At 63.1% G+C, this 12996-nt stretch carries 14 protein-coding genes; 4 read left to right on the forward strand and 10 right to left on the reverse strand.

What is annotated here, in order from left to right:
- Nucleotides 1–6 precede the first annotated feature (6 nt).
- Nucleotides 7–1437 carry a right-handed parallel beta-helix repeat-containing protein gene (locus DAES_RS09485; RefSeq protein WP_201764301.1) on the reverse strand — a complete coding sequence of 477 codons (1431 nt, stop codon included), beginning with the start codon at nucleotides 1435–1437 and terminating at the stop codon, nucleotides 7–9.
- Between the two features lie 958 nt (nucleotides 1438–2395).
- Here DAES_RS09485 and DAES_RS09495 point away from each other — a divergent pair.
- The gene (locus DAES_RS09495) at nucleotides 2396–3844 is read left to right on the forward strand and encodes a glycosyltransferase family 2 protein (protein WP_201764302.1); all 1449 of its coding nucleotides are present in this window, start codon (nucleotides 2396–2398) and stop codon (nucleotides 3842–3844) included.
- A 223-nt stretch (nucleotides 3845–4067) separates the two neighbouring features.
- Nucleotides 4068–4259 carry a hypothetical protein gene (locus DAES_RS17620; protein WP_157864837.1) on the forward strand — a complete coding sequence of 64 codons (192 nt, stop codon included), beginning with the start codon at nucleotides 4068–4070 and terminating at the stop codon, nucleotides 4257–4259.
- Nucleotides 4260–4451: 192 nt separating this feature from the next.
- On the opposite strand, the gene DAES_RS09500 is transcribed toward DAES_RS17620, so the two are convergent.
- The 5 genes from DAES_RS09500 to DAES_RS09520 all read right to left on the reverse strand — a co-directional run bounded on the left by DAES_RS09500 (nucleotide 4452) and on the right by DAES_RS09520 (nucleotide 8726).
- Complete coding sequence (locus DAES_RS09500) at nucleotides 4452–5279, reverse strand: DUF4198 domain-containing protein (RefSeq protein ID WP_013514810.1); 828 nt, start codon at nucleotides 5277–5279, stop codon at nucleotides 4452–4454.
- A gap of 93 nt (nucleotides 5280–5372) precedes the next feature.
- On the reverse strand, nucleotides 5373–5690 hold the full coding sequence (locus DAES_RS09505) for a hypothetical protein (RefSeq protein WP_013514811.1): 318 nt from the start codon (nucleotides 5688–5690) through the stop codon (nucleotides 5373–5375).
- 14 nt (nucleotides 5691–5704) lie between these two features.
- Entirely contained in the window at nucleotides 5705–8212 is a 2508-nt protein-coding gene (feoB, locus tag DAES_RS09510) for a ferrous iron transport protein B (RefSeq protein WP_013514812.1), read from the reverse strand.
- Complete coding sequence (locus tag DAES_RS09515; protein ID WP_013514813.1) at nucleotides 8209–8433, reverse strand: FeoA family protein; 225 nt, start codon at nucleotides 8431–8433, stop codon at nucleotides 8209–8211. The genes feoB and DAES_RS09515 overlap by 4 nt, the downstream gene beginning before the upstream one ends.
- A 68-nt stretch (nucleotides 8434–8501) precedes the next feature.
- Nucleotides 8502–8726 carry a FeoA family protein gene (locus DAES_RS09520; protein ID WP_013514814.1) on the reverse strand — a complete coding sequence of 75 codons (225 nt, stop codon included), beginning with the start codon at nucleotides 8724–8726 and terminating at the stop codon, nucleotides 8502–8504.
- Between the two features lie 207 nt (nucleotides 8727–8933).
- Here DAES_RS09520 and DAES_RS09525 point away from each other — a divergent pair, with 207 nt between their 5' ends.
- Complete coding sequence (locus DAES_RS09525; RefSeq protein WP_013514815.1) at nucleotides 8934–9419, forward strand: Fur family transcriptional regulator; 486 nt, start codon at nucleotides 8934–8936, stop codon at nucleotides 9417–9419.
- Complete coding sequence (locus tag DAES_RS17625) at nucleotides 9416–9583, forward strand: hypothetical protein (protein WP_013514816.1); 168 nt, start codon at nucleotides 9416–9418, stop codon at nucleotides 9581–9583. Before DAES_RS09525 ends, DAES_RS17625 begins: the two co-directional genes overlap by 4 nt.
- A 104-nt stretch (nucleotides 9584–9687) precedes the next feature.
- On the opposite strand, the gene DAES_RS09530 is transcribed toward DAES_RS17625, so the two are convergent.
- Genes DAES_RS09530 through DAES_RS09545 form a run of 4 tightly spaced genes read right to left on the reverse strand, consistent with a single transcriptional unit; the run spans nucleotide 9688 to nucleotide 12966 of the window.
- Nucleotides 9688–10128 carry a Fur family transcriptional regulator gene (locus tag DAES_RS09530; protein WP_013514817.1) on the reverse strand — a complete coding sequence of 147 codons (441 nt, stop codon included), beginning with the start codon at nucleotides 10126–10128 and terminating at the stop codon, nucleotides 9688–9690.
- A gap of 49 nt (nucleotides 10129–10177) precedes the next feature.
- Nucleotides 10178–10639, reverse strand: a complete 462-nt coding sequence (locus DAES_RS09535; protein ID WP_013514818.1) for a hypothetical protein — start codon at nucleotides 10637–10639, stop codon at nucleotides 10178–10180.
- Complete coding sequence (locus DAES_RS09540; protein ID WP_013514819.1) at nucleotides 10636–11982, reverse strand: vWA domain-containing protein; 1347 nt, start codon at nucleotides 11980–11982, stop codon at nucleotides 10636–10638. Before DAES_RS09540 ends, DAES_RS09535 begins: the two co-directional genes overlap by 4 nt.
- Nucleotides 11983–12966: an AAA family ATPase gene (locus DAES_RS09545; protein WP_013514820.1), complete on the reverse strand. Its 984-nt coding sequence runs from the start codon at nucleotides 12964–12966 to the stop codon at nucleotides 11983–11985. It abuts the gene before it with no gap.
- Nucleotides 12967–12996 lie beyond the last annotated feature (30 nt).

The following is a 12996-nucleotide window of genomic DNA, read 5'->3' on the forward strand; positions in this document are numbered from 1 at the left end:
GGAGGATCAGGGAGCGGTGCGCAGCTTCCGTTGCGCCTGATAGAGTGAGGGGAGGGCCAGCCCCGGACGGTTGAGCCCTTCCACCGTCATCCACTGATCGCTCCGATCCGAAAACGAATCGCCCAGGCTGACCCGGCCCGTCTCGCGGCGAACCCCGACATAAAAGGCCTGCGGCAGATGCTCGAACATGGTTGCCGGTGTGCCCGACGAAGTGCTCGCATAGGCCCAACTCTGCACAAAGGCATCCCCCTCCCACTCTCTGGCCCCGCCCGGAGTCCCCGGCCCAATGACGTTCCAGAACACGTTTCGCACCCCGCCGTGGGGCATCACGCTCAGATCACCGCCCGGACTGACGTTGAACCCGTGCATGGAGTCAAAGAGATTCTCGTAGGGAAAGAAGCCGTGAAAATCTATGGCGGGCCTGGGTCTTCCGTCTGACACATCGCCTTCGTACAGGGCGGTGCAATCCGTGAACACGTTGCCTGAGGCCATCATGGTCACGGTCACTGAATGGACGAGACGGCTCCGGAACACGGCCCGGGTGACCAGATTGTCATTGCTCCATCCCACGGTGACACCCGCATGACCATCGATCCCCTCGAAATTGATGTCCTGAAGGGTGATATGGGCTGCGTGGCTCAGGATGCACCCCTGAGTCAGATCCTTGAACGTCACGTCGCGGACCCATCCGTCCACCGCGTTGCTGATCCATATGCCGTTCCAGAGGTAATCCTGTTCCTTGGCAGTGCGCACCGTGACGCCATTCTCCTCATACGGCTTGTGGTGGCGATATCCGCCGGGCCATGCGCTTTCAATGCGCAGGTGCTCGATGCCCACACCGTGAAGCCCCTGGAAGGCGTATATTCGAGGCGCATGGCTTACGCGTTGGTCGAAACGGGCCGGCTTGGCCATTCGCACGGTTGTGGCATCGAGCACGCTCTCGATCCGGGTTATCCAGGAATGACGGCGAGCGACCGGACCAAAGGTGTCAGTCTGCTCCGGCACAAGCCGGTAGGGACGGGTCAGCTGGGCCGGAAGGTCGGGGGCATCAGGCGCAGGCGGGATCAGAGCGGCATCCTGCGCCCCGCCCGCATCGTCCTGGCATCGGACCACCACCATCATGCCCGGTCGAAGCAGGTCACTGTTCGAGACCGAGACCTCATATTGCCCGCGGGAAACATCCTGGGTGAAGACGGCCAGTTCACGCCCCGTCTCATTGCCCATGACGGCTATGGCCGCATGGCGGCGGGCCTCCTGATCGCTCGGCACGCTGCCCAGCCGCCGCACCCCCTCCTCGGGACCGGGAGCCCCAAGATAGACAGTGCTTCCGCCCGGCCCGGAGCCGCGTCCACGAAGGATCACGTTGTTATGGGTAATCCGCAGATAGGGCATATCAGGGGTGGAGTGGACCAGCACACGCCCTCTTGGCAAAAGCACCACCCCGCCTCCTGCCGCCCCGGCAGCATCCAAGGCAGCCTGGATCGCGGCAGTGTCGTCAACGGCGTCGTCAGGAATTGCATTGAACGGGGGGGCAGTGACATCATAGACTGGTCCCAAAGGTTCGGGAAGGGGCGAGTCTCCCATGGCGTAGCCCGCGCGGGAAAAGTCCGGGAGCTGGTTTCTCACAGGACCGTCTTGCAGAGAGTCCGTCCAGACCGCAGGCGTCCAGGAGCCTTCCGGGACAGCGGTCGGCAAAGCAACGGATGCAGCCGGTTCAAACCGAGCCTGCTCGCACCCGCCCAGGCAGACGAAGAGCCCCGCGAGTATCAGTCCCAGGGCCAGGCCCGCCGGGCCATACACAGTAAGATGGGTGTTCATTGGGCGCATTTTCAATACCTAACCTGAGCGATTCTCCAGCCTGATGCTGCATCCATGCTGACATATCATCTTGTTTTTGTTTATAATCACATCCAGCCATACCCTCATGATCGTTTCACCCATTTGGTGGATGGCCGGCTGTCCAAACGCAAAGGAATCAAAGCAAAAGTCATCAACGATGTCCAGGTCGCAAGCGGCTGCCTGACAGGTCGGGCCGGGCGCACTCTCTTCTGTAGTGAGAGCATACACCTGACACTGCCTGTTCTTCCCCAAATTCCCCGCCTCCACCCTTACCCTTTACTCTGATTCCCTGGAAGAGTTTATCAGCGGACTCCCCCCCCCGCCCCGCTCCAAAAGGGCGTTTTTCAGGTCATTTTGGTGACATACGCCCAGGCGTTTACGCGGATTCGGAAAACAGCCAGTAATTCTTGATAGTTCGGCTGTAACATTTCTGTTGACTTATTTCGCTCTTAGGCAGATTTAGCTTTCTTCAGGATCGTCATCAGTTCCTGACCGTTCATTTCCCGTTTTCATTGAAAAAAATTGCATTGACGCCAAAGGAATAACCGCAATGTATATGAGCAAGGTATCATCCGCTCGCCAGGCCAGCGGCGGTGCCATCGCGACCGAACGTCCGGACTATGGCATGGAGCCGCTGCACGACTACGCGCCCATCTGGATGAAAGGGTTTCTGGCCATCAGCCTGATCGTTCTCATCTCCCTGCTGGTGTTCAATTCTCTTGTGTATGTGGGACGGCTGCACCTCTCCCTGGCCATGCCCCTGAGCACCCTCTGGCGGGCCGGGGTCTACTTCCTGGTGGTCATGAATCTGGCCATGCTGGCGTGGCGCGTCCTGCTGGTGCTGCGCTACCGCCCGGCGGCCCCCTGCGCCGATGCCGAGCTCAAAAGCTGCACGGTGATCATCCCGGCCTACAACGAAGGCCCGCAGGTGCTTGAAACCCTGCGCAGCGTCATGTCCAGCGATTTTCCGGCAGACAGGCTCCAGGTGATCTGCGTGGACGACGGCAGCAAGGACGACACCTGGCTGTGGATGGTCAAGGGCGGCGAGGAGTTCGGCGACCGCGTCGAGCTGATCCGCTCGCCCATGAACCAAGGCAAGCGGCACGCCCTGAACCACGGATTTCTGCGCGCCACGGGCGAGGTCCTGGTGACCATCGATTCGGATTCCGTGATCGAGCCGACCACCCTGCGCAGCATGGTCAGCGTCTTCTGCCGCAACCCGCGCGTCGGGGCCGTGGCTGGCAATGTCCGGGTGCTGAACACGGGCGAGGGTGTCATCCCCAAGATGCTCGACGTGGCCTTCACCTATTCCTTTGATTTCATCCGCGCCGCCCAGAGCACCTTCAACACGGTCATGTGCACCCCCGGTGCCCTGTCCGCCTACGATGCCGCCCTGGTGGCCAAGGTGCGCGAAAAATGGCTGCACCAGACCTTCATGGGCCAGCCCGCCAACATCGGCGAGGACCGGGCCATGACCAACCTGATCCTCAAGGAGCAGCGGCTGGTCCACTTCCAGAGCGATGCGGTCGTCTTCACCAATGTCCCGGTGGAATACAAGGGGCTGTGCAAGATGATGCTGCGCTGGGCCCGCTCCAACATCCGCGAAACCATCGCCCTGTCCCGCTTCGGCTTCACCCGCTTCCGCCCCGAGCCTGTGCTCGGCGCGCAGGTGGACCTCGCCCAGCAGTGGGTGCGCATGGGTGCCAACGAGATGCTCAAGGCGGGACTGATCGCCTCCCTGATCACCTGGCCCGGCGTGACGCTCTACGGCCTGCTCGGCGGCATTTTCGTCGCCTCGCTCATGCCCGCCTTCTTCTACCTGATCCGGCACCGGTCCCTGGCCTGTCTCTGGGCCTTCCCCTACTCCATGTTCATGCTCTTCGGCCTTTCCTGGATCAGCCTCTACGCGCTGATGACCCCCCACAAGAACGGCTGGCTGACGCGCAACCTCGCCACCCAGGATTTCCGGATGCAGGAACCCCGCTGGCGCGACGATGTCGCCTAGCAGGGCCGTCCGCTGACGGACTTCCCCTAGACCTTGCGCCCCTCGCCGGCTTCCCGCTGGCGAGGGGTTTTTCTTTGTCTTGGTAGATTGTCGAACCAGACCGTTGCCAGAGGCCGGGCAGAAAAGCGGTTTCAGCGTTTGCCCGCGATCCGGGAACTGGCGTAGGGTATGATGCAAACCGAACCAGAGAAGAACCCCAGGTCTCTCTCTTCGCAGCACAACCGTGACCACGGTCAGACCCAGAAGCGCGGCCCGCACAGGGACCATGCCCATGACTGCCAAGATGATCACGAATCGGCGCAACGCGGGCCTGACCGGGTCGCACCCGGCCCGCATCGCGGCGCAGGCGAGCATTCAGACAAGGGCATGGCGCAAGGCCGATACACGAAAGCGGACCCTGCCGGGAATGGAATGACGAACGCGGAGAGTTCACAGGCATCGGGACGATTCCGTCCCATCAGGCGGATCGGTGCCTGAACAGGCCGATCATCGTTTCCGCCTTGAATCGAGGGGTGGAGAGCGGCGGGCCGGGTCATCCGGCCCGCCGCTCCCGCCAGAGGGGGCTATGCGGTTACAGGGTGAGGGTTTGAACTAGTTGCCGACCCCCTTACTTCATGTCCACGGCCTTGACCCATATGACAGCGTCCTGGGACAATTCCTTGCCGTCGTGCTGGGTGTCGGGGCCGATGCCCAGGGCGGCGAAGCCCCACCAACCGGCCTTGGGGATGCCGAAGGTAATGTAGCCGTTGTCGTCGGAGAAGATGGTCTGGGTGACAAAGGCGTCGTGCGGATAGGTGACCGAGGAGGCCTCGGGCAGGGAGTTGGTCTTGAGGTCGGGCATGTGGCTCAGGTACTCCACCTCGACCTCGGCACCGGCCACGGGCTTGCCCTCGGAGAGCACCTGCGCCTTGAAGACGTTACCGGTCCACAGACTGTAGGGCTTGATCATGGGCACGATCTCGCACGGCAGGCCGACGGGGGCAGCCCAGTTGCCGGGCACGCCGCCCACGTTCATGATCACCTTGGTGATCTGCTGCATGTAGACGCCTTCCTCTTTCTCAAAGTAGTAGCCCGGCTTCATGACCAGGACGTAATCGCCCATGGAGCGGACTTCCTTCCTGGGGATCACGCCGCCAAAGGCCGGGGCCTTGGAATGGGGGTTGGTCCACTCGATCTGCTTGAGGTAGCCTTTGAGATCGATCTTCTTGGGCTCGGAATCGCCGCGCTGGAACATGGCGTAGAACTCCTCGACACCGCCCATGTCCATCATGTGCCCGGCCTCGGCAGGGTGGGTGAACACGATGCGGACATCCATGTCCTCACCCTGCTCAAGGGCGATCTCCGGGGTGTAGACCATCATGAAGTGGGCAAAGGCGGAGCTGACCACCGTAAGAACGCAGACGGCTGTCAGCAGCATGATGAACCGTTTTTTCATGAAACCTCTCCTTGTGATGAAATTGAGTTTTATTCTCATTATAATGCCAAAAAAAGGGGCGCAGACGGCAACGCCGCCTTGCGCCGCCATTCCCTACTCCACGATGTCCGCGCCGTTGATGACCACGGTGTGTCCCTCGCCCGCGTCAAAGACCACAGTGTAGCCGCCTTCGGGCTTCTTGAAGGAATACTCGCTGTCCTGGCTCATCTTCCCCTCCATGAGGGTTTTGCCGTCCGGTGCCTTGACCGACATGCCAACCCCGGAGGCCGAGGAGCCGTCCGAGAACCCGCCCTCGCAGGTCACAGTGCCATCGCCGTTGTCAAAGCAGCTCATGAGCGGGCTGTGGGCATACGCCTGGCCGGAGATGGCCAGCAGGCAGGCCAGCAGGCCAAAGATCAACAATTTTCTCATTTTCACGCTCCTCCTTACGAGCAATTGTCCTTGCACAGTTTCTCTCCGGCCACGGAAATGGGCCGGGATTCTTCCCCTATCGGTATCATGGCCATGACCAGGGTGGTGGCCACGCACAATGCGTAAAACGCCCACATGGCCTGCATGCCGCTGAGTCCGAGCAGGCTGCCGCCGGTGAAGACCAGCGTGGCCACAAACAGGCCGAGCAGCGACTGGTAGCCGATGGAGAACAGCATCCACTTGGTGGAGTTGGACTGGTGGCGCACCATGATCGAGGTGGGGATGCACGGCGGATACAGGGCCATGAAGAGCATCAGGGCCAGGGCATGCAGCGGGGTGAATCCGACCTCCCCTTCCCGCATGCTCACCTCGACGGACTGGTTGGTGCCGTCGTGGCCGTAGATGGCCCCCAGAGTGGCCGCGCTGTTCTCCTTGGCCGCAAAAGCGGACAGGAGCGCGATGTTGATGCGCCAGTTGAACCCGGCATACTGGGTGACCGGCTCGATGGCCCGGCCCAGCACGCCGAGGAAGCTGCCCTCGAAGCGCTCCGCGCGGATTTCCCTGCGCAGTTGCTTGCGGGCCGAAGTAACGCTCTTGAGCGCCTTGTTAAGCGCCTTACCGTCCTCGCCCACGCGGCGGACCACGGCGAAATAGACCGGGTTGGCCTGCTCGAAGCGCGCGTTGATGACGTTGGACGCCTCCTGGTCGGTCACGCCGACCTTGGCCTGTTTGAGGGCCTCGTCATAGAGGATGATGCCGGTGACATCCACCGGCGTGATCACGCCCTTGTACTGCGTCTTGTCCACCTGGGCCATGAACTTGGTGACAACAGCGTCCTGCTCGGCCTTGAAATGAGCCGTGCGGTCGCTGCTCAGGCCGGGGAAGTTGATGAGCACGAAGACGACCACGGCCACGGCGGCCACCACGGTGACGATCTTCTTCATGAAAAGCCAGGTGCGCTCCACGGCGCGGCGCAGCACGCCGTCCAGGGTCGGCACATGGTAAGGCGGCATCTCCATGATGAACGGCGCGTTCTCCTTCTTGCGCAGCACCGTCATGGACAGCGCCTTGGCCACGGGCAGGGCCATGAACATGGTCACCGTGGCGATGAAGAACATGGCCAGCCCGCCCGCCTCGGGAAAATAGGCGTCTATGAGGATCAGATAGAGCGGCACCTTGGCCAGGCAGTTCATCATGGGCACGATCAGGATGGTGGCCAGCCGGGCGCGCTCGTCCGGGATCGCCTTGGTGGCCATGACTCCGGGAATGGCGCAGCCGCCCACATAGACGCCGCCGAGGATCATGGGCAGCGTGGACTGGCCGTGCAGCCCGAACCGCCGGAACAACCGGTCGAGAATGAACGCCATGCGCGGCATGTAGCCCGAATCCTCGAGCACGGCGATAAAGGCGAAGAGCAGGATGAAGATGGGCAGATAGTTGAGGATGGCCGTCATGGACTTGACCACCCACTCGCCCAGGGAGCGGACCAGCGGATCCTCGGCAAATCCCGCTGTGGGCAGGATGTCCGAGACAAAGCTCTCGATGCTCCCCCACAGGGGCCAGACTTTGACCGCCAGCCAGCCGCCAAAGACGATGGATATCTGGTACAGGGCGAGCAGGATCAGGATCAGGATCACGGGCCCGAAAAAGCGATGGCAGATGAACCGGTCCGCCCTGTCCGACAGCGAACTCGGCCTACCTGCCTCGACGGCCACCACTTCGCTGGCGATGCGCCCGGCGGCGGCGTGCCGGGCAAAGGCGATGTGCCGCTCTGCCTCGCGCCCCTCGCGCTCCTGAAACGCTGTCCTGGCAGAGGCCACCATGTCGAGCACGGTCTGGGGATCGGGGTGGATGCGGCGCAAGAGGACCTCGGCCTCGCTGTCCGCCTCCAGCAATTTCACGGCCAGCCAGCGCACGGGGTACTGCGCGCTCAAGGTCGGCTCCCCGGCCAGCACGGTCTCAATGGCGTGAATGTGCGCTTCGAGGGAGCCGTAGTCGATGGAGAATGGAGCCTCGGCCTTTTCGGCATGGGCGTGCTCAACCGCGATGCGGATATCCTCCTTGCCCTGCCCCTTCTTGGCCACGGTCGGCACCACCGGGATGGAGAGCAGCGCTTCGAGCCGGGCCAGATTCACGCTCTGGCCGCGGCGTTCGGCCACGTCCATCATGTTCAGGGCCAGGACCGTGGGCACCTCCATTTCAAGGAGCTGGATGGTCAGGTAGAGGTTGCGCTTGAGGTTCGAGGCGTCGGCCACGTCGATGACCACGCCGGGATTGTCGTTGAGCAGGAAATCGCGCGTCACCCGCTCCTCGAGGGAATAGGAGGTCAGGCTGTAGGTTCCGGGAAGGTCCACCAGCTCGACGCGCATATCGCCCAAAGTGAAGAATCCGGTCTTCTTCTCCACGGTCACGCCCGGATAGTTGGCCACATGCTGCCGCGCGCCGGTCAGCATGTTGAACACCGTTGACTTGCCGCAGTTGGGCTGACCCGCAAGTGCGACCAGAAGGCTGCCCGAACTCATTGCCGCTCCACCTCCACATGCCGGGCCTCGTCATGCCGGATGCTGATATTGTACCCGTCGAGATGGAGCACCACCGGATCGACCAGGGGTGCGTTGCGCACCACCTCAATACTCGCGCCCGGGCAGAATCCCAGGTCCATGAGCCGCTGTCCCAGCGCCCCGCCTGTGCGCAGATCGATCATCACGCACCGCGAGCCGGGCTTTATTTCGTCAAGAGTCATGGGTACCTTTCCCTGGCCCGGAATGACCGGACCCGTTTTCAAATGACATCGGAATGCCGCCTGATGTGTCAGGCCACCAGCACCTTCTCGGCCACGCCGCGCTCGACGATGATGCGACCCTCGCCCACGGAGACAATCATGGGACCACTGCCGTTGTTGAGCACGTCCACCTCGATGCCCGGAATAATCCCCATGGATTCGAGCCTGGTCCTTGCCTTGAACCCGGCGTCCACGGCCACCACGAAGGTGGTCTCACCGCTCGCCACACCGGCCAGCGTCCTGCGCAACAACATCGTTACCCCCTGCACGTTCAGTTCTCGGTTGCAATTGATAATGAATTTCGGTATCAGAGATAGACCCTGGGGCACTAGAGGTCAACAAAAAAACGCTGTTGACATTTGATCTCAAATCCGCCCTGATTTCTCGCATTGCAGGCCTGACGGACGACATGACGTGTCATTATGGAAACACACGACCAACACAACCGACAGAGACATGAAGTGAACGAGGCTCTCAAGACATTCAGACATTACCTGGCAGCCAACAGTCTCAAGCTGACCCAGCAGAGATTGCTGATCTTCAAGGTGTTTCAAAGCCAGGACTCGATGCTGACCTGTGAAGGACTGCTTGAAAGGGTCACGGAGATGGACGCGGGCATCAGCCGGTCCACCGTGTACCGAACCATCAAGCACCTGCACGACGCGGGCGTTGCCCGCTGCATCCGCTTGAGCGACGGCACCACCAACTACGAACCCATGGTCGACCACCACAGCAGGATGATCTGCGAGCGGTGCGGCAGGCAGATACCGCTGGTCAACCCCTACCTCGACTGCCTGCAGCGGGAGACCGCCCGGCAGCAGGGATTCACCCTGTTCCGCTTCGAGACAGTGCTCCATGGCCTGTGCCATGCCTGCACCCACGCAGACAACGACCACCCGGACTGCGCATTGTGCGCCTCCGGCAACGATTCACGGGAGAAGCCATGACCATTCGATGCTCCATCGCCAGCAAGGAAGACCCGCGCGCCTTTCTCAGACGCGGCATCAACTCCATGTTTGCCGCCGGCACGAACCAGGAGGAGACCGCCCCGCCGGTGGACACCGGGTCTGATCGGAAAAAACTGCCTGCGCCCACACCCACGGCCAAATGACCCCGTCTGGCGCAAAAAGAAAGCCGGGCCTTTTCAGGCCCGGCGTTGGAGCGATCCGCCGCGTGTGTGTGGGGGAGGGGAGACGGCGGGTCGCCCGAACAAGGTCAGGACCGGGCCGTATCAGCGCAGCCTGGGCACAGTCCGAAAAGAAACATGCGGTGACGGGTCAGAGTGAAACCGTATTCCACGGCCAGGGCCTCCTGCCTGCGCTCAATGGCCGCGTCAACGATCTCGACCTTCCTGCCGCACACGAGGCAGACAAGATGGTCATGGTGTTCATGCCCGTAGCGGTGCTCGTAGAGGGTCACCCCCTCGCCCAGGTCAAAGGCGTCGGCCAGACCTGAATCCACCAGCAGCTTGAGGGTCCGGTAGACCGTGGCCTGCCCGATGTCAGACATCCGCCTGCCTACCCTTTCGTAAAGCTGCTCTGCCGAAAAATGCCCCTCGCTCTCCAGAAAGGTCTCCACGATGGCCTTGCGCTGAGGGGTCAAGCTCAATGAATTGCTTCTCATGAAATCCAGAAACACCTGCTGGGCCGACTTCATCTCTTCTCCTTGTCCCTTGGTATCCGCATCCGGAGTGTCCGGCGTGTCCTCAAAACCCGACGGCAGCGAGAAACCGCGCCGAAACAACGCCCGAGGCAATGTGTTTTCTGGTGGTGTCGGTCAGTTCGAGCTCGCTGATGATATCGAGCGGCGCGCTGTCGTAGGCGGCTGTCAGGACCAGCTCGAAATCGCGGCGGAGCCGGACAAAAGCGTCGGCCACGTCGGAGAATCCGCCGCCCGGCCCGCGCCACGGCAGGGTCAGGGTGTCCTCGAATGATTTGCGCACATGGCTCGGCGTCATCAGCCGGTGCCAGCCAAGGGGTGCTCCGCCCCGCTCATCCTGGCCGGGATGGCAATACGACCTCCAGGCGGACGGCGGTGTGACAATGGCCTTTTCCAGCACCACCTGGGGCACGGCCAGCTCGATCTCGAAAGGTTCAAGCTCGATCGAGTACTTGAGCACGGGCCGGTGATAGCCCCGCCGCTTGGTGATTTCCCACTGAATCTTCATGCACTCTCCTCCCTTGCCGCCACTTCGATGATCTCGCCGAAGGGCGGGATGTTTCCGCCGCCGCCGACGCGCGCCCAGAGCACCGGATAGTCCGGCTCGCGCTCCGGGAAACGGGGGCATTCCATGTCCGTGAGGTAGACGAGGCAGGCCGGGTCCACGCCCTCGCCCTCCACCCAGTCAAAGACCGGGCGATAGTCCGTGCCGCCGCCTCCCACCGGGTCGATCTCAAGGGGCAGGTCGGCCCGACTGAAGGTTCGTGCCGAGGTCAACCGCACGTCGCAGCAGACCACATGGACCGTGGTGTCATAGGTTTCGAGCAAGCCTGAAAGCTCTGCCGCGAACTGGTCCATCTCCCGGTCGCCCACGCTGCCCGAGGTGTCCAGGGCCAGGACCACCTCCGGCAGTTTGCGGTGCGACAGGGAGGGCAGCACAATATTCATGTGGAGAAAGCGCCTGTTGGGCGGGGTCCAGCTGTAATCGTCCCTGGCCCGCTCGCTGATGAACCGCGACAACAGCTCGCGCCAGTCGAGCCTGGGGGCGAGCAGGTCGCGCACCAGCCGCGCCAGACCACCGGGCAGGTCGCCCGTCTCTCTGGCCTGCCGCGCGGCATCGGCCAGGGCTATCTCCCATTCCTGGTCCGTCTCGTCGCCGGACTGGCCGCCCCCGGTTTCATGGCCCGATGCGTCGCGCACCTCGCCGCTGCCGCCCGGATCGCCGGGCTGATCCAGACGGGTTTCTGCGGCTTCATCACCGGTCTCCCCGGGCTCGCCGATCTCGCTGTCTTCGGCAATGGCCGCCGCGCTGTCGCTGGCCTGCGCAGAATCGCCCTCTCCGCCTTCATCGCCCGCCCTGCCCGGCCTGCCCATCGCGTCGCGGTTCTCCTCCTCGCCCATTTCACGCCCTTCGCCCGCCTCGTCGGACGGCATGCCGTCGCCGCCCCGGCTGGCGGCCAGCTCGGCATACACGGCGTCGGCGCTCATGCCCTGGTAAGCGGGATTGTCCAGGTGTCCGGGCGGCAAGGTGAAACCCGCGTCGAGCAATATCCAGTTGATGGCGTGGTCGCAGGCAGCGTTCCACAGCCCGGCATCACGCCCGTTGCGGCGCACATGGTGCTGGCAGGCGGGATGCATGACCGTATGGGCGAGCATGCCAAGCACCTGGGGCTCGCTCAGCCCGGCCACATAGACCGGGTTGTAGGCAAGGGTGCGGCCATCGGTCCAGGCGGTGCGGCAGGCCAAGTCCTCGCGGGGGACCATGCGCATGCACAGGGAGCCGAAAAAAGGGTGGTCCAGCAGCAGCGAGGTCCGCGCCCGGATCACTTTCTTGTACGCCGTGCCGCTCATTTAGAATAACACGTCGGAGTTGGCAGTGGCCCAGTGCGAAAAGGCCGGGCACTCGACCACGCAAGGGGCGGTCCTGACCGAATCACGCACCAGGAGCACGGCGAACTCGGCGGGCAGCCGCGAGGCATAGGCGATGATGCTCTCGGCAGTGTCTGCCCCAGCCTTTCTGGCCAGCGCGCCGCACAGGGCGTAGAGTGTGGCCGGTTCTTCCGGGATTTCGGCCAGGTCCGGGCGTTCGATGACCGCGTCCGGGTCGGGCAGCTGCCGATAGATGCGGGAGAATCCCACGAACTCGGCAGCCGCGCCAGGGCCAACGGCGCCGCGCAGCAGGTCCGCCTCCACCTCCGGGTCCGGTCCGGCTGCCAGGACGCGGGCGGCGAACTCCCAGGACCGAGGCGAGGGGAACGCCTTGTCGTCGCGCCTGGGATCAAAGCTGTGCAGGAGGTTTGGCCGATAGCGTACAAAGGCGCGAACCTCCTCGACCAGCCCCTGTCCGGCGGCCCAGTCGAGCCACTGGTCCACATCCACGTCAAAGTCGAGGTGGACAAAGCGGTTGGACAGGGCCGAGGGCATCCTGTGGGTCACGGCCCGGTCGCCCTCGCGGTTGCCCGCTGCGATCACGGTCCACCCTTCGGGCAGCTCGTATTCGCCCACGCGCCGGTCCAGGATGAACTGGTAGCAGGCGGCCTGAACCAGGGGCGGCGCGGCGTTGAGCTCGTCGAGAAAGAGCACGCCCCGGCCCGACACGGGCAGGAAGGCGGGCGGGCACCAGCGGGCAGTACCATCCGGCGAGACCGTGGGGATGCCGCGCAGATCCACGGGGTCGAGCAGCACGGCCCGCAGGTCGGTCAGCTCGCACTCAAGCTCGGCGGCGACCTGGGCCACCACCTGGCTCTTGCCCACGCCGGGCGGCCCCCAGATGAACACGGGCTGACGGATGGGGATGAGCGTCCGCAGGGACGCCTTTATCTGACTTGGGGTCATTGATTGCCTCTCATTTTGCAGGGATGGCCG

This window comes from Pseudodesulfovibrio aespoeensis Aspo-2 (assembly GCF_000176915.2).
GTDB classification, from domain to species: Bacteria; Desulfobacterota; Desulfovibrionia; order Desulfovibrionales; family Desulfovibrionaceae; genus Pseudodesulfovibrio; species Pseudodesulfovibrio aespoeensis.

Bases quoted from the DNA above. Each gene is read 5' to 3' on its own strand.
- DAES_RS09495 (WP_201764302.1), top strand. From the start codon at position 2,396: ATGAGCAAGGTATCATCCGCTCGCCAGGCCAGCGGCGGTGCCATCGCG.
- DAES_RS09500 (WP_013514810.1), bottom strand. From the start codon at position 5,279: ATGAAAAAACGGTTCATCATGCTGCTGACAGCCGTCTGCGTTCTTACG.
- DAES_RS09505 (WP_013514811.1), bottom strand. From the start codon at position 5,690: ATGAGAAAATTGTTGATCTTTGGCCTGCTGGCCTGCCTGCTGGCCATC.
- feoB (WP_013514812.1), bottom strand. From the start codon at position 8,212: ATGAGTTCGGGCAGCCTTCTGGTCGCACTTGCGGGTCAGCCCAACTGC.
- DAES_RS09515 (WP_013514813.1), bottom strand. From the start codon at position 8,433: ATGACTCTTGACGAAATAAAGCCCGGCTCGCGGTGCGTGATGATCGAT.
- DAES_RS09520 (WP_013514814.1), bottom strand. From the start codon at position 8,726: ATGTTGTTGCGCAGGACGCTGGCCGGTGTGGCGAGCGGTGAGACCACC.
- DAES_RS17625 (WP_013514816.1), top strand. From the start codon at position 9,416: ATGACCATTCGATGCTCCATCGCCAGCAAGGAAGACCCGCGCGCCTTT.
- DAES_RS09530 (WP_013514817.1), bottom strand. From the start codon at position 10,128: ATGAAGTCGGCCCAGCAGGTGTTTCTGGATTTCATGAGAAGCAATTCA.
- DAES_RS09535 (WP_013514818.1), bottom strand. From the start codon at position 10,639: ATGAAGATTCAGTGGGAAATCACCAAGCGGCGGGGCTATCACCGGCCC.
- DAES_RS09540 (WP_013514819.1), bottom strand. From the start codon at position 11,982: ATGAGCGGCACGGCGTACAAGAAAGTGATCCGGGCGCGGACCTCGCTG.
- DAES_RS09545 (WP_013514820.1), bottom strand. From the start codon at position 12,966: ATGACCCCAAGTCAGATAAAGGCGTCCCTGCGGACGCTCATCCCCATC.